The following is a 15,732-nucleotide window of genomic DNA, read 5'->3' as shown; positions in this document are numbered from 1 at the left end:
CCTCCATGACCGAGTCGACCGATTTGAAGAAGTCCCCGTTGCACGAGCGCCATGTCGCGCTCGGCGCCAAGTTCGCCGAGTTCGGCGGCTGGGAGATGCCCCTGGAGTACAGCGGGGTGGTGGCCGAACACACTGCGGTCCGTACGTCGGTCGGCGTCTTCGACGTGAGCCATCTGGGCAAGGCGACCGTCAAGGGTCCGGGCGCCGCGGCGTACGTGAACTCGTGCCTGACCAACGACCTGGGCAAGATCGCGCCGGGCCAGGCGCAGTACACGCTGTGCTGCAACGAGCGCGGGGGAGTGGTCGACGACCTGATCGCCTACCTGCACGGCGACGACGACGTGTTCCTGATCCCGAACGCCGCCAACACCGCCGAGGTGGTCAGGCTGCTGCAGGCCGATGCGCCCGAGGGTGTCGAGGTGACGAACGTCCACGACGACTACGCGATCCTCGCGGTGCAGGGCGCGAACAGCGACGAGGTCGTCGCCGCGATCGGCCTGCCGACCGGACACGACTACATGGCGTTCGCCGTCGCCGACTTCGGCGGTACGCCGGTCGTCGTCTGCCGCACCGGCTACACGGGTGAGCGCGGGTACGAGCTCGTCGTACCGAACGCGGCCGCGGTCGCGGTGTTCGACGCGCTGCTCGAAGCAGGCAAGCCGCACAACATCGTGCCGGCCGGCCTGGGCGCCCGGGACACGCTGCGGACCGAGATGGGGTATCCGCTGCACGGCCAGGACATCTCCCCCGACATCACGCCCGTACAGGCGCGCTCCGGGTGGGCCGTGGGCTGGAAGAAGGAGCACTTCTGGGGCGACGAGGCGCTGCGCGCGGAGAAGGAGCGCGGACCGGCCCGGATCCTGCGCGGCCTGCGTGCGTCCGGACGGGGTATTCCGCGACCGCACATGACTGTTCTGGACCAATCCGGCACGGCCCTCGGTGAGGTCACGTCCGGGACATTCTCGCCGACCCTGAAGAAGGGCGTCGCGCTTGCACTACTCGACGCGACGGTAAAGGAAGGCGACCAGGTAACCGTCGATATCCGCGGCCGTCAGGAGCCTTTCGACGTGGTCAAACCGCCCTTCGTCACCGTCCACGTCCGCTAGGGCCTTTTTGGTCACTTTCTGTAATATCGTGGCACAAATTGGACACTGTCGGTGCTGTGCCGACGCGTTTTGCGAAGGAATGACTGCGAACGGTGACGAATCGGGGCAAATGTTCCGTTCCAGTACCCGTTCCGGTAACGATTTGTGCACTGGTGCCGGGCACCGCTGGTTTGGTGTCACAGTGTCAGGCAGGCTAGCCCGCGATTGTGGGGGATCGGCTCTGTCAAGGGGATTTGACGAGGGCCCTCCACAGAGCAAAGATCCGGCACGCTGTCCACCGATATGTACCGGATCTGCGGACCGAATCCGGCCGACGAACTGACGGAGTGCGAATGAGTATTGGGTCGCCTGACTCGACCGTAGGGATCGAGGACCACCCGGCATCGGCCGAGCCGGTCCGCACTTCGGCCACCCCCCACGGGAAGTCACCGAGCCGGATCGCGTTCGACCGGCTGCGCAAGGACCGGGTCGCGGTGATCTGCGCCTCGGTCGTGCTGTTCTTCATCCTGATCGCGATCTTCGCGCCGCTGCTGGCCAAGCTCGAGGGCCAGGACTACAGCACCTTCCACACCGACCTGATCGACGAGTACGGCTACCCGACGATCAGCGCCAATGCCTCGCACTGGTTCGGTGTCGAGCCGAAGACCGGCCGGGACAACTTCGCCCGCTGGGTGTTCGGCGCCCGCCCGTCGCTGATCATCGCGTTCCTGGCGACTGTCGTCGGCACCGTGATCGGCGTCGTGATGGGCCTGCTGGCCGGCTTCCTCGGCGGCTGGGTCGACCGGGTCATCTCGTGGCTGATCGACTTCGTGCTGAGCCTGCCGTACCTGCTGTTCGCGATCGCGCTGGTGCCGATCGTGGAGTCGATGCGCGGCGGCTCGTTCAACCTGACGCCGCAGGAACAAGCGTCGATCCGCTTCTACGTCCTCATCTTCGTCCTCTCGTTCTTCGGCTGGGCCGGCCTGGCCCGGATCATCCGGGGCGAAGTGCTTTCGCTGCGCGAACGTGAGTTCGTGCTCGCCGCCAAGGCGATCGGTGTGCCGACCCGGCAGGTCCTGTTCAAGGAGCTGCTGCCCAACCTGGTCGCCCCGATCGTCATCTCGGCCTCGCTGGCGCTGCCCGCCTATGTGACCGCCGAGGCCGGACTTTCCTTCCTCGGTGTCGGACTGGTCGAGCCGATCCCCTCGTGGGGTCAGACGATCTCCGTCGCCACGAACTGGTTCAAGGCCGACCCGATGTACCTCTGGCTGCCCGTGATCGGGATCACCGCTCTGGTGCTCGCGCTCGCGCTGCTCGGAGACGCCATCCGGGACGCCTTCGACCCCAAGACTCGCCGGTAGTTCGGCGATTGCCCCAGCGGCAGAAAAGGAGAAACCCGACCATGCAGTGGAAACGGATAACCGCAGTAGCGGCGACGGTCATGCTGGCCGCCGTGGCCTGTGGCAGCCCGTCGTCGAACAGCGGCAACAAGGGCGACAGCAACAACGTGGGGGGCGCTCAGGTCAAGGCCACGGACCCCACTGCCAAGGGGCCCGCAGCTGACGTCGACGGCGCGAAGAAGGGCGGCGTGATCACCGTCCTCAGCGACGTGACGCCGGACACCTTCGACCCGACGAACATCTACTACGTCGACGGCAACCAGATCGGCAAGCTGTTCTACCGGGCGCTGACGCAGTACCGCCTGGACGGCCCCGACCACAAGCCGGTCCTGGTTCCGGACCTCGCCGAAGACCTCGGTACCAAGTCCGCGGACGGCCTGACCTGGACGTTCAAGCTGAAGCAGGGCATCAAGTACCAGGACGGCACGCCGGTCAAGGCCGCGGACTACGCCTACGCGATCAAGCGGTCCTTCGCCCACGACCTGTACGACGCCGGACCGACGTACCAGCTGCAGTTCTTCAAGGACGGCGACAAGTACAAGGGTCCGTACGGCCCGAACGGCGCCAACTACTCCGGTGTCGAGACGCCGGACGACAACACCCTCGTCATCCACCTGGCGAAGAAGTTCGACGACCTGCCGTACTACGTGGCGTTCCCGATGTTCGCGCCGATCCCGCAGGCCAAGGACACCCAGAAGAACTACGAGCAGCACCCGATGGTGACCGGTCCGTACCAGGTCCAGTCCTACACCCCGGGTACCGAGCTCAAGCTGACGAAGAACACCAGCTGGGACCCGGCCACCGACCCGGTGCGGCACCAGTACGTCGACGGTTGGGACTTCAAGTTCAGCCAGGACCTGATCAAGGCCCAGCGTCAGGTGCTGGCCAGCTCCGGTCCGGACGCGAACGCGCTGAACTACACCAACCTGGACGTCTCGCTGCTGCCTGAGGTCAAGGACCAGTCGCAGCTCGTCAAGGGCCAGTCGCCGTGCACGATCATGTACACGATGGACACCCGGAAGATTCCGCTGGACGTCCGCAAGCTGATCGCCAAGGCGCACCCGTACGACGCGTGGCGCAAGGTTGCCGGCCTGAACCCGACCGACGACCCGCCGGCCTCCACGATCCTGCCGCCGGCCGTCCCGGGCTTCGACAAGTACGAGCTCCCGGGTCTGACCGGAACCGGCAAGGGCGCCGAGGACGACGCCGTCGCCGCCGAGGTCAAGTCCGAGCTGGCGAAGATCGGCAAGTCGAACTTCGAGCTCAGCTGGTACTACTCGATCGACGACAAGATCTCGACCCAGACCACGCAGCTGCGCAAGCAGATGTTCGAGAAGGCCGGCTTCAAGGTCCGCGCCATCGGCGTGCCGAAGGCCAAGATCCGTACCTTCACCGGTGACCAGAACGCTCCGGTGAACATCGGCAAGACCCCGACCGGTTGGTGTTCCGACTGGCCGAGCGGCACCAGCTGGTTCCCGGTGCTGTTCAAGTCCGACGCGATCGCCCTCGGCAACAGCGTCGGTCAGCTGCAGGACAAGGCGCTGGACGCCGAGATCGACGCGGTCACGGCCAAGTCGCCCGACGACCAGCTGAAGGAATGGAAGAACGTCGACAAGGACATCCTGGAGAAGTACCTCCCGGTCCTGCCGCTGTACTACAGCTCGACCAACTCGCCGATCGGCAAGAACATCGGGCACGCGATCAACGACCCGACACAGGGCATGCCCGAGTTCACCTCGATGTTCCTGAAGCAGCCCTGATCCAAGTCCGTTCTGAAGTAGTAGTCAGTCATTGAACGGTGATGTGGTGCCCGGACCACCGTCCGGGCACCACATCGATCGGTGAGGAGACAACCCCGTGCTCTATTTCGTGGCGCGCCGAATGGTCAGCGCGCTCAGTGTCGTGTTGGCAACGCTCATCGCGACCTTCGCGTTGTTCTTCGTCGCGCCGACCGATCCGGCCGGTGCGATCTGCGGCGAGCGCCAGTGCACCCAGCAGCGCTACAACGAGATCAGGCAGAACCTGCATCTCGACCGTCCGAAGGTGCAGCAGTTCGCGGAGTACACCGGCGGCATCTTCACCGGCCGCGACTTCACCACGTCGGGCGTGACGCAGCACTGCGCGGCGCCGTGCCTCGGCTTCTCGTTCAAGAACGACCGCCCGGTCACCGAGATGATCAAGTCCCGGTTCCCGGTGACGGTGTCGCTCGTGCTCGGGTACGCCGTACTGGTGCTGACGATCGGTGTGTTCGTCGGGTCGATGGCGGCGAAGAGACGCGGGACCCTGGGCGACCGGGCACTGATGACCAGCACGCTGGTGGTCAGTTCGGTGCCGTACTACATCGTGGCGCTGATGGTCGCCCTGTACCTGACCGTGCTCTATCCGATCCTTCCACGGGGTGAATGGACACCACTCACAGACAATCCGGCGAAATGGGCAGCCGGTCTGCTGACACCCTGGCTGGTGCTCGGCATCTACAACTGCACCGCGTACGCGCGGTACTCACGCGGCTCCATGGTCGAGACGCTGAGCGAAGACTTCATCCGGACCGCGCGGGCCAAGGGCCTGTCCGACCGCGTGGTCACCTACAAGCACGCGCTGCGTTCCGGGTTGATCCCGGTCGTCACGATCTTCGGTCTGGACGTCGCCGGCAGTCTCGGCGGCGCGATCTTCACCGAGCGGATCTTCGACCTCCCCGGACTCGGCGTCCTGGTGCTGGACAGTTTGAACAGCTATGACCTGCCGGTGATCATGGGCACCGTGCTCGTCGCCTCCGTGATCATCGTCGTGATGAACCTGCTGGTGGACATCGGCTACAGCCTGATCGACCCGCGGGTGAGGTTGTCGTGAGCACCCCAGCCCCTGAGGACAGGGCCCCCGAAGACCGGAAGGACAGCATGGCCGAGAGTGCAGCCACCCCGGCGGCCGCCACCGCGGCCGCCAAGCGTGGCCCGTCGGTCGCCACCCGTGAGCGCCGCATGGGTTCGATCAACCCCAGTGGTGAGACGCCGTACCTCGTGGTCGAGGACCTGAGCGTGAAGTTCCCCACCGCGGACGGTCTGGTCAGCGCGGTGAACGGACTGAGCTACTCGGTCCCGCTCGGCCGCACACTGGCGATCGTCGGCGAGTCCGGCTCCGGCAAATCGGTGTCGAGCATGGCCGTGATGGGCCTGCACGACCGCAAGCGGACCCGGATCAGCGGGTCGATCCGGCTCGGCGGTGACGAGCTCATCGGCCTGAGCGAGAACGACCTGATGAAGATCCGCGGCGACGCGGTGTCGATGGTGTTCCAGGACCCGCAGTCGTCGCTGCACCCGCTGTACACGATCGGCAACCAGCTGGTCGAGGCGTACCGGGTGCACCACAAGGTCTCCAAGGACGTCGCCAAGAAGCGGGCGATGGAGATGCTCGAGCTGGTCGGCATCCCGAACCCGCCGCGCCGCTTCGCGCAGTACCCGCACGAGTTCTCCGGCGGTATGCGGCAGCGCGCGATGATCGCGATGAGCCTGATCAACGACCCGAAGCTGGTGATCGCCGACGAGCCGACCACCGCGCTGGACGTCACCGTGCAGGCGCAAATCCTGGACCTGCTGAACAACCTGCAGAAGGAGTTCGGCTCCGCGATCGTGCTGATCACCCACGACCTCGGGGTGGTGGCCGAGATGGCCGACGACGTGCTGGTGATGTACGCCGGCCGCTGCGTCGAGTACGGCACCGCCGCCGACGTGCTGGCGAACCCGCGGATGCCCTACACCTGGGGTCTGCTCGAGTCGATCCCGACCGTCTCCGCGGCGAACGAGCGGCTGCGCCCGATCAAGGGTCTCCCGCCGTCCCTGTTGAACCTGCCGGACGGCTGTTCGTTCAGCGCCCGGTGCCCGTACGTCGAGCGGGTGAAGGGTGAGCTGTGCACCACCCAACTGCCGGAGCTGCTGCCGGTGGACGGCGCCGGTGCCCATACGTCCCGTTGTCACCTGCACGACAAGGCCTCGATCTACGAGGCCGAGGTCGCGCCGCGACTGGGCTGACGGCAGACAGACAGGGACTGAGGAGATATGAGCGAAACTCTGTTGCAGGTCCGCGACCTGAAGATGCACTTCCCGATCAAGGAAGCGGCCGGACTCGGCCGGACCAAGAAGGTCGTGCAGGCCGTGGACGGCGTGAACTTCGAGCTGAAGGCGGGCGCGAGCCTGGGCCTGGTCGGTGAGTCCGGTTGCGGCAAGTCGACCACCGGCCGGATGATCACCCGGCTGCTGACCCCGACGGCCGGCCAGATCGTGTTCAAGGGCACCGACATCGCGCAGCTGAAGGAGCGGGAACTGCGCCCGTTCCGCCGGCAGTTGCAGATCGTGTTCCAGGACCCGTACAGCTCGCTGAACCCGCGCCAGACGGTCAGCAACATCATCAGCACCCCGCTGCGGGTGCACAACCTGGTCAAGAAGGGCAAGGAGCTCGCCCGGGTCCAGGAGTTGCTGGAGCGGGTCGGTCTGAACCCGGAGCACCACAACCGGTACCCGAACGAGTTCTCCGGCGGTCAGCGCCAGCGCATCGGGATCGCCCGGGCGCTCGCGGTGGAGCCCGAGGTGATCATCGCCGACGAGCCGGTGTCCGCGCTCGACGTGTCGATCCAGGCGCAGGTGATGAACCTGCTCGAGGACCTGCGTCGTGATCTCGGGATCGCGTTCGTGTTCATCGCGCACGACCTCGGCGTGGTCCGGCACTTCTGTGACGAGGTCGCGGTGATGTACCTCGGCAAGATCGTCGAGCAGGGCTCGCGGGACCAGATCTACAACGCCCCGCAGCACCCGTACACGCAGGCGCTGCTGTCCGCGGCGCCGGACCTCGGGACGATCCGCGGGGTGCCGCCGAAGGAGCGCATCCGGCTGGTCGGCGACGTACCCTCGCCGATCGACCCGCCGAGCGGCTGCCGGTTCCGGACCCGTTGCTGGAAGGCGGAGGACATCTGCGCCACCCAGGAGCCGCTGCTGGAGATCAAGCCGCAGTCCACTCCCGGGCACACGGCCGCTTGCCACTTCGCGGAGCCGAAGGAAGACCTGACCGCCGCCACCGCGTAACGAGCAGAGAAGGCCCCCGTCAACGGCGACGGGGGTTTTCTCATGCCTGTTCCCGCCATGGCGCTCATCGAGCAACAGGATCGGGCCGATCGCTCAGGTACAGCAGGAGCCGGCCGAGGGCGGTCCAGCAAACGCCCCACAGCGCGATGGCGACGAAGTGGGGCACGTCGCCCAGCGCCAGGCCGATCGGGATGGTCAGCGGCCAGAGTCCTGTCACCAGCGGCAACGCCCGGGCCGCGCCGGACCACAGGCGGGCTCGGAGGATCGCGACGCCGGCGACGATCAGGCCCAGCGCGGACAGCATCATGCACGCGCTGAAGAACGGGATCGCCCGGTCCTGGTCCGCGACCGCGTAGAAGTGTGCCAGCGCGAACAGCGTCATCGTGACCGCGACGGCGCCCAGCGCCTTACGGGCAAGCGGTACGGCGACCGCGCGACGCAGCCCGAGTACGCCGGCCGTGGCCAGCAGGGCGCTCGCGCCGGCGAAGCCGAACCAGGCGCTGTCGGCGACGTTCGCGTCGACCGCGGCGACGGCGCCGGCGGCGACGATGCCCAGTCCACCGACGATGGTCGTCCAGCCGAGCGGGCGCAGTGCGGAGCGGGCGGTGGTGGTGATGGTGCTCATCGGAAGTTCCCCCTTGCGGAGCGGTGTGTGAGTCTCCAGGCTCGGCGCGTGGCGACCTGGGCCGACAGGGCACCGAACCCGGGCAGGCCGGGACATTTGCCTAGAGACAGCGGGTAGTCCGGCACCGCACCATGTGCAGTGTGAGCATCGATCGCCGGACCTGGGTGGGGATCCTGCTCGGCCTTGTCCTGCTGGAGGCCGTGGCAGCGGTCGTCGGCGCGATGGTGACCGGGCTCAGTTTCGCCTCGGCCCGCGACAGCTTCATGATCCCCAACCTCGCGGTCGGCCTCAGCTGCGCGGTGTCGGGCGGTCTGATCGCGTGGCACCGGCCGCGGAACTGGCTGGGCTGGCTGCTCCTCGGGGGAGGCATCGCGCAGACCGGTACGCCGGCCGTGACGCCGTGGCTGGTCCACGCGCTCGAGGGCTCCGGCTCGGCACAGTTGCCTGCGACCCTCTACTCGGCGTTGTGGCCGTGGTCGGTCAGTCTGTTCATCCCGCTCGCGTTGCTGGTGTTCCCGGACGGCAGGCTCCCGGGTCGCGCGTGGCTGCCCGTGCTGGTTGTTGCCCTGGTCAACGCTCCGTTGCAGATCCTGCTGTTCAGCGCGGACCGCAATCCGCTGGCTGCCGTGAGCGATCTGGGTCCGGCGGCGCGGGACCGAACCGTGTCCTGGCTGCGGATCCCAGCGCTCGATGGGCTGATTCCCTTGCAGGCAATCTCGGATGTGCTGCTGGCCGGGATCCTGCTGGCGGCGATCGCGGGACTCGTGGTGCGCTACCGGCGTGGTGACGAGCGGGTCCGGCGGCAGTTGCTCTGGTTGTTGCTAGCGGCAACGATTGCGGCAGCGCTGATCGTGTCGTTGCGGTTCGCCGGGCCCATCGGCAGCACCGGGTTCCCGATCATCTTGCTGGTGCTGGTCGCGCTGATCCCCGCGTCGATGACGGTCGCCGTACTGCGGTACCAGCTGCTCGACATCCGGCTGGTCTGGTCCCGGACGGTGACGTATCTGCTGCTCACGGCCGCGGTCGCGGCGACGTACCTCGGGCTCGTGGAGCTGGCCGATCGTTTGCTCCGGCCGCGGATCAGCGCGAGTGGAGCTGTGCTCGCGACGTTGCTTGTGGCAATCGGGTTCAATCCGGTTCGGCTTCGGCTGCAGCGGCTCGTGGATCGCTTGTTCTACGGGGATCGGGGCAATCCAGTGCGCGCCGCGTCGTCGGTCGCGGCGCAGTTGGCCGGGGCATCGCAGGCGGCCGACGTACTGCCCGCGGTGTGTCAGGCGTTGCGTCTGCCGTACGCCGCGTTGACGGATGAGGTCGGTGCGATTCGCGGCGAGCACGGCGTTCGGCCGTCGTTGCTGGAGGCAATTCCTTTGCGGCACGCAGGCGAGCGGGTGGGGGAGTTGCAGGTGGGTGTCCGGCCGGGGGATCGCCGGTTGTCGGCCGCGGACCGGGTCGTGCTCGAGTTGATGGCCGCGCCGCTCGGGGTGGCGTTGCGGGCGCAGGCGTTGTCGGACGCCGTACACCAGTCGCGGCGGGAGCTCGTCGCGGCCCGCGAGGAGGAGCGGCGGCGGTTGCGGCGGGATCTGCACGACGGGCTTGGGCCGGCGTTGACCGGGATCGGCTTCCGCGCCGACGCGGTGATGAACCTCTCTACAGACCAGGTTCATTCGCTGGCCGCCGACATCCGCGCGACCGTCGACGGTGCGATCGCCGACGTACGGCGGCTCATCAACCAGCTGCATCCGTCCGCGCTGGACGACGTCGGCCTGGTGGAAGCGGTACGACGGCATGCGGCGCTGGTCGATCGACGAGGGGACGGATCGCCGTTGCGGGTGACTGTCCAAGCCGACGAGGTGCCGGACGCATTGCCGGCGGCCGTCGAGGTCACGGCGTACCGGATCGTCACCGAAGCGCTCACGAATGTCGCGCGGCACTCGCGGGCCGGTCAGGCCGAGGTTCGGATCAGCGGCGAGGCGGGGGTGCTCGCATTGTCGATTGTCGACGATGGACCGGCGGTGAACGGGCGATGGGTGCCCGGCGTGGGGCTGACGTCGATGCGCGAGCGAGTGGCCGAGTTGGGTGGGACGCTGTTGGCCGAAGGGACCGCGGCCGGTGGTCGCGTCCAGACCTGTCTGCCCCTGGAGGTCTCGCGATGACGGTTCGGGTGGTGCTGGCCGACGATCATCCGGTCGTCCGGGACGGGCTGCAGGTGCTGCTCGCCTCGGTGGACGGGATCTCCGTTGTCGGCGTCGCTGCGAACGGTCGGGAGGCGGTCCGGGCCGCGGTGACGTTGCAGCCCGACGTACTCGTCATGGACATCCATATGCCCGGCGGTGACGGCGTGGCGGCGACCCAGGAGCTCGCGCGGGTGGCGCCGGCGGTCGGCGTCCTCATGTTGACGATGCTCGACGACGACGAGACCGTCCGGGCCGCCGTCCGGGCGGGCGCGGCGGGGTACGTGCTCAAAGGGTCGTCGCAGCAACAGATCGTGCGGGCGATCCAAGCTGTTGCCGCGGGCGACTCGATCCTCGGATCCGGGGTCGCACGTCACGTGCTCGACGCGGCGGCCGGGCGGGTGAGCGGGCCGCCGGATCCGCTGCAGGCCCTGACGCCACGCGAGCGTCAGATCCTCGAATTGTTGGCGACCGGATTGTCGACAACCGCCATGGCGACCCGGCTCGCGCTGACGCCGAAGACCGTCAACAACAACTTGTCGACGATCTTCGGCAAACTCGGCGTAGCCAACCGAACCGAAGCAGCCCTCCTGGCCCGCGGCGCCCTCAGACCCGACTCCGCTGTCAGGCCCGACCCTGCTGTCAGGCCCGGCCGTGCGCCTGACGGCTCCGCCGACTGAGTGAGTCGATGGTGACGGCGATCAACAGCACGCCGGCGGTCACCATGTAGCGGACGCTCGAGTCCAGGCTCAGCAGCGCGAGTCCGTTGGAGATCGACATGATCACCAGCGCTCCCAGCAGCGCGGAGTACGCCGACCCGCGGCCGCCGAACAGGCTGGTGCCGCCGATGACGGCCGCCGCGATCGCGTTCAGGTTGGTGTCCGCGCCACCGCTGCTCTGGTTCACCGCGACCAGCCGGGCCGCGGCCAGCAGGCCGCCGACCGCCGCGAACGTCGAGCAGGCCGCGAACACCGACAGGTAGATCATCCGCACGTTGATGCCGGCCCGCCGGGCGGCCTCCACGTTGCCGCCGACCGCGACGACCGAGCGGCCCCAGCGAGTACGCCGGACCATCAGATCGGTCGCGACCACCAACGCGAGGAACAGCAGGAACATCGACGAGACGCCGCGGTCGCCGTTCAGGATCAGCACCGGGATCAGCAGCACGAGCGCCAGCGCGACGGCCTTGATCGCGATCATCGAGGTAGGCGCCGTCGACAGACCGGCAGCGGATCGGGCCCCCCGGGTCTGGAGGCGGGTCAGCACGTAGATCGCGACGACAGCCGCGATCAGGGTGTACGCCATCGCCGGGGAGAGGAAGCTGCGGGTCGCGAAGCCGACCAGCGCCGAGTCGTACGGAAGGTTGAGCGAACCTTCCTTGCCGAGCACCAGCAACTGCAGCCCGAGGAAGCCGAGCAGCCCGGCGAGCGTGATCACGAAGCTCGGCACGCCGAACCGGGTGTAGAGCGCGCCGTAGAACATGCCGATGACCAGGCCGAGCGCGACGCCGACCACCAGCGAGAGTACGAGCGGCCAACCCTTGTTGACGAAGGTGACGCCGAGAACCGCGGCGGACAGGCCGCTGACAGAGCCTACCGAGAGGTCGATCTCGCCCAGGAGCAGGACCAGGACGATGCCGAGGGCAATGACTCCGACCGAGGTAGTCTGCAACGTCAGGTTCACCAGGTTGCGGCTGGACAGGAACGAGCCGTTCGCGATCTGGAAGACGGCCCAGATGATGATCAGGCCGACGACCACCGGGACCGAGCCCAGGTCGCCGGAGCGGAGCCGGGCGGTGAACGCGGACACGGCACCGCTGATCCCGCTGCTCGCGATCAGCCGCTCGTCCTGGAGATCGGCCGGCAACTGAGCCGCACCGTTCTGCTCTGCCGACGCCGTCGGATCGGTGATGTCCTGGGGACGGGTGCCAGATCCTTGCAGGCTCATGAGGCAGGTCCCTCCTCCCGGCTCCGGCGCGCTGCGCGCTCGGAGACCGCGTTGTCGGTGGCGCCGGTGATGGCGGCGATGATGTCCTGCGTCCTGGTCTCGCTGACCACGAAGACGCCGTTGTTGCGGCCGAGCCGCAGTACCGCGACCCGGTCGGCGACCGCCATCACGTCGGCCATGTTGTGGCTGATCAGGATCACGGCCAGGCCGCGCTCGCGCAGCCGCTCGACCAGGTTGAGGACCTCGGCGGTCTGAGCGACGCCGAGGGCCGCGGTCGGTTCGTCCAGCATCACGACCTTGGGCCGGCCGAGCAGGCTGCGGGCGATCGCGACGGTCTGGCGCTGCCCGCCGGACAGGCTGGCGACCGGGATCCGGACCGACGGGATCTTCGCGGACAGCTGCCGGAGCAGCTCCCAGGACTGGCGCTCCATCTCGACCTCGTCCAGGACGCGGCCCCGGCGGAGCTCGCGGCCGAGGTACAGGTTGGCCACCACGTCGAGGTTGTCGCACAGGGCCAGGTCCTGGAACACGGTGGCGATCCCGAGCTGCTGCGCCTCGGCCGGGCTGCCGACCCGCACCACCCGGCCGTCGAACACCATCCTCCCGTCGTCGGCGGTGTAGACACCGGCGATGGTCTTGACCAGCGTCGACTTGCCGGCGCCGTTGTCGCCGACCAGGGCGAGTACCTCGCCGGCGCGGACGTCCAGCTCGATGTTCTTCAGGGCCTGTACGGCGCCGAACCGCTTGGAGATCCCCTGCAGCGTCAGCACCGTACCGGCGCCGACGTCGGGAGGGGCCGGGGTAGCCGGGGTGGCCGGGGTAGCAGTCACGAGTTGAGCCTCCTGGACTTATTTCACGCCATGATCCTCGCCGGGGGCGCGGTTGGGGAGAGGTCCGGCGCAGCCCCCCCGCACCTCACTGCGGGGGGCTACGCCGAAGGGCGGTCAGTTTCCGGTCACATGGCGGTCAGTTGCTCGACAGGCCGGCCGCGGTGCAGGCGGCCGCGAACGACGCGGTGCAGATGTCGGTGACCTTGTAGATGTTGTCCTTGACCACGGTGTCCTTGATGTTCGCCTTGGTCACCGCGACCGGGTCGAGGATCGTCGACGGGACGCCGTTCTTCTCGGTGGTCGACTCGGGCTTGCCGCCGTTCGCCAGCGCCACCGCGCCCTTCGCGGCGGCCTCGGCCTGCGGCTTGACCGCCTTGTAGATCGTCATCGCCTGGTCGCCGGCGACGATCCGCTGGATCGCGGCCAGCTCCGAGTCCTGGCCGGTGACCGGCGGCAGTGGCTTCACGCCACCGCCCTTGAGCGCTGCGATCGCGCCACCGGCGGTGCCGTCGTTGGCGGCGTACACGCCGACCAGGCCGTTCTTGATCGCGCTGAGCTGGCCTTCCATCCAGGCCTGCGCCTTGTCCGGGCTCCAGTCCGGGGTGTCGAACTCGGCGGCGATCTTGAACCCGCTCGAGTCGAGCACGCTGTGTGCGCCCTTCTTGAAGTCGGCCGCGTTCGGGTCGGTCGGCGAGCCGTTGATCATCGCGATGTTGCCCGACGTCTTGCCGGCCGCCTTGAGGTCGTCGACCAGGGTCTGGGCCTGCAGCTTGCCGACCGCCTCGTTCTCGAACGAGACGTAGTAGTTGGCGTTCTCGATGAACCGGTCGTACGCGACCACGGGGACGTTCTGTCCCTTCGCGGAGTTGGCCACCGCGGCGGCGGCCTTGCCGTCGACCGGGTCGAGGACCAGCACGTTCGCGCCCTGGGTCAGCGCGGCCTCTGCCTGCTGTTGCTGCTTGGACGCGTCCTGGTCGGCGTTGCTGTAGATCAGCTCGCAGTTGCCGCAGGCGGCCTTGAGCGCTTCGGTGAACAGCGGCCGGTCGAGCGCCTCGTACCGGGTGGTCTTCGATTCCGGCAGCAACAGCGCGATCTTCTTCGCGCCGCCTGAGCCGCTGCCGGAATCGTCCGAGCCACAGGCCACCAGGGAGACGGCCAGGGCCGAGACGGCAATGCCGAGGCCGACGAGACGGGTTGCTGAGACGGACATATGGCGGCTCCTTGACGAGACGGCCCGATTGGCCTGCCCCGAAGTCAAGCTTCCCGAAGTCTTGGCGTCAAGACTTGAATTCAAGAAATGGAGATATTGGTATGACTCAGCACCGACGCGCGGTGGATGGCGCCGACGATGTCGGCCTCGTCGCCGAGCGCGGCGGGGCGGAGTTCGACGGTCGCGGCGGCGCTCGGGATCGCGCACCGGTCGAGCGCTTCGCGCAGTGGGGCCAGGATGAGTTCGCCGGCCTCGGCCATCAGGCCGCCGACGACGACCACCTCGGGGTTGAGCAGGTTCACCACGCCGGCCACCGCGACTCCGACCCGGCGGCCGGCGTCCTCGATCACCCGCCGGCAGCCGACGTCGCCGCCGAGGGCGCGACTCACGATGTCCTTCAGTCGCAGCGGTCCGTGCGAGGCGGCCAGGCTGTTGATCAGGGCCCGCGATCCGACGAACGTGTCCAGGCAGCCGCGGTTGCCGCACCGGCAGATCGGCCCGTTCTCGTCGATCGTGACGTGCCCGATCTCGCCCGCCGTACCGGCCGAGCCGCGGAACACCTCGCCGTCGATCACGATCCCCGCGCCGACGCCGTACGAGAACTTCAGGTAGCAGCCGTTGCGTACGCCGCGGAGCGCGCCGGCCCGGAGTTCGCCCAAGGCGGCCAGGTTGGCGGTGTTGTCGAGCGCGACCGGGGCGCGGAGGTGACCGGCCATCGCCTCGGTCACGTTGACGCCGCGCCAGCCGGGCAGCACCGCGTCGGAGCCGGCCTCGCCGCTGACCGAGTCGACCGGCATCGGCAGCCCGAACCCGATCGCGGAGATGTTCTCGACGCCGGAGCTCACCGTCTCGGCCAGGTCGGCGAGCAGCCGGGCGGCGCGCTCCATGCCGTCGTCGGCGACGTGGTCGGCCTGCAACGGCATCAGCTGCTGGGCGAGGATCTCGCGGGACTCGTCGGCGATCGCGACCCGGACGTCACGCTCGCCGAACGCGACGCCGGCCAGCAGTCCGCCACCGGACGCGAGCGAGACGAGTACGGCGCGGCGGCCGTTGCGGATGCTGCGGGACAGGCCGACCATGCCGGCCTGGTCCAGCTCGCGGACCATGTTCGACACGGTGGCCGCGGACAGGCCGGACGCGGCGGCGATCTCGACCTGGGTGAGCGGGCCGTGCTGCCGGACCACTCCGAGAACGCGCGCACGGTTGGCTTCGCGCAGCGAAGCCTGCGAGCCCGGGGCCGGGCGGGTTGCGTTCATTACATAAAGATAACGGATCGCGGGGCGAGCGCGCCCGACCCACGCTCGTCAACCAGGAACATCGTCTGCAACCTCGCTGTCACTACCCCACTGGATCGTTCAATCGCGAGAGTAGACCACTGGCGCCGGACGGTGG

Annotated in this window: 13 protein-coding genes; 8 read left to right on the top strand and 5 right to left on the bottom strand. The window is 68.2% G+C overall.

Features of this window, described 5'->3' with window-relative positions; all coding sequences use genetic code 11:
• The first annotated feature begins 5 nt into the window (after nucleotides 1-5).
• The 6 genes from gcvT (at nucleotide 6) to ACIA58_RS14430 (ending at nucleotide 7,557) form a co-directional block, all read left to right on the top strand.
• Nucleotides 6-1,106, top strand: coding sequence for a glycine cleavage system aminomethyltransferase GcvT (gcvT, locus tag ACIA58_RS14455; RefSeq protein ID WP_396404108.1), 1,101 nt, complete (start codon nucleotides 6-8; stop codon nucleotides 1,104-1,106).
• Nucleotides 1,107-1,438: 332 nt separating this feature from the next.
• Entirely contained in the window at nucleotides 1,439-2,446 is a 1,008-nt protein-coding gene (locus ACIA58_RS14450) for an ABC transporter permease (protein ID WP_396404107.1), read from the top strand.
• Between the two features lie 41 nt (nucleotides 2,447-2,487).
• Nucleotides 2,488-4,245: an ABC transporter substrate-binding protein gene (locus tag ACIA58_RS14445; protein ID WP_396404106.1), complete on the top strand. Its 1,758-nt coding sequence runs from the start codon at nucleotides 2,488-2,490 to the stop codon at nucleotides 4,243-4,245.
• 97 nt (nucleotides 4,246-4,342) lie between these two features.
• Complete coding sequence (locus ACIA58_RS14440; protein WP_396404105.1) at nucleotides 4,343-5,335, top strand: ABC transporter permease; 993 nt, start codon at nucleotides 4,343-4,345, stop codon at nucleotides 5,333-5,335.
• Nucleotides 5,336-5,382: 47 nt separating this feature from the next.
• On the top strand, nucleotides 5,383-6,510 hold the full coding sequence (locus ACIA58_RS14435; protein WP_396404104.1) for an ABC transporter ATP-binding protein: 1,128 nt from the start codon (nucleotides 5,383-5,385) through the stop codon (nucleotides 6,508-6,510).
• Nucleotides 6,511-6,537: 27 nt separating this feature from the next.
• Nucleotides 6,538-7,557 carry an ABC transporter ATP-binding protein gene (locus ACIA58_RS14430; RefSeq protein WP_396404103.1) on the top strand — a complete coding sequence of 340 codons (1,020 nt, stop codon included), beginning with the start codon at nucleotides 6,538-6,540 and terminating at the stop codon, nucleotides 7,555-7,557.
• A 64-nt stretch (nucleotides 7,558-7,621) separates the two neighbouring features.
• Here ACIA58_RS14430 and ACIA58_RS14425 read toward each other — a convergent pair whose 3' ends face one another.
• Nucleotides 7,622-8,182, bottom strand: coding sequence for a hypothetical protein (locus ACIA58_RS14425; protein ID WP_396404102.1), 561 nt, complete (start codon nucleotides 8,180-8,182; stop codon nucleotides 7,622-7,624).
• 140 nt (nucleotides 8,183-8,322) lie between these two features.
• On the opposite strand from ACIA58_RS14425, the gene ACIA58_RS14420 reads away from it, so the two are divergent.
• Nucleotides 8,323-10,335 carry a sensor histidine kinase gene (locus tag ACIA58_RS14420; RefSeq protein ID WP_396404101.1) on the top strand — a complete coding sequence of 671 codons (2,013 nt, stop codon included), beginning with the start codon at nucleotides 8,323-8,325 and terminating at the stop codon, nucleotides 10,333-10,335.
• Nucleotides 10,332-11,033, top strand: a complete 702-nt coding sequence (locus tag ACIA58_RS14415; RefSeq protein WP_396404100.1) for a response regulator — start codon at nucleotides 10,332-10,334, stop codon at nucleotides 11,031-11,033. The genes ACIA58_RS14420 and ACIA58_RS14415 overlap by 4 nt, the downstream gene beginning before the upstream one ends.
• On the opposite strand, the gene ACIA58_RS14410 is transcribed toward ACIA58_RS14415, so the two are convergent.
• The 4 genes from ACIA58_RS14410 to ACIA58_RS14395 all read right to left on the bottom strand — a co-directional run bounded on the left by ACIA58_RS14410 (nucleotide 10,996) and on the right by ACIA58_RS14395 (nucleotide 15,596).
• Nucleotides 10,996-12,300 (bottom strand): sugar ABC transporter permease, encoded by a 1,305-nt coding sequence (locus ACIA58_RS14410; RefSeq protein ID WP_396404099.1) that lies wholly within the window; start codon nucleotides 12,298-12,300, stop codon nucleotides 10,996-10,998. The two genes, ACIA58_RS14415 and ACIA58_RS14410, sit on opposite strands and share 38 nt — an antisense overlap.
• Nucleotides 12,297-13,130, bottom strand: coding sequence for an ATP-binding cassette domain-containing protein (locus ACIA58_RS14405; protein WP_396404098.1), 834 nt, complete (start codon nucleotides 13,128-13,130; stop codon nucleotides 12,297-12,299). The genes ACIA58_RS14410 and ACIA58_RS14405 overlap by 4 nt, the downstream gene beginning before the upstream one ends.
• 136 nt (nucleotides 13,131-13,266) lie before the next feature.
• Nucleotides 13,267-14,340 carry a sugar ABC transporter substrate-binding protein gene (locus ACIA58_RS14400; protein ID WP_396404097.1) on the bottom strand — a complete coding sequence of 358 codons (1,074 nt, stop codon included), beginning with the start codon at nucleotides 14,338-14,340 and terminating at the stop codon, nucleotides 13,267-13,269.
• Between the two features lie 80 nt (nucleotides 14,341-14,420).
• Entirely contained in the window at nucleotides 14,421-15,596 is a 1,176-nt protein-coding gene (locus ACIA58_RS14395; RefSeq protein WP_396404096.1) for an ROK family protein, read from the bottom strand.
• Nucleotides 15,597-15,732: the final 136 nt, after the last annotated feature.

The organism is Kribbella sp. NPDC051586, from assembly GCF_044453965.1.
Taxonomy (GTDB): domain Bacteria; phylum Actinomycetota; class Actinomycetes; order Propionibacteriales; family Kribbellaceae; genus Kribbella.
Note: the sequence above shows the minus strand (reverse complement) of the source record. Positions and strands in the feature narration are given on the sequence as shown.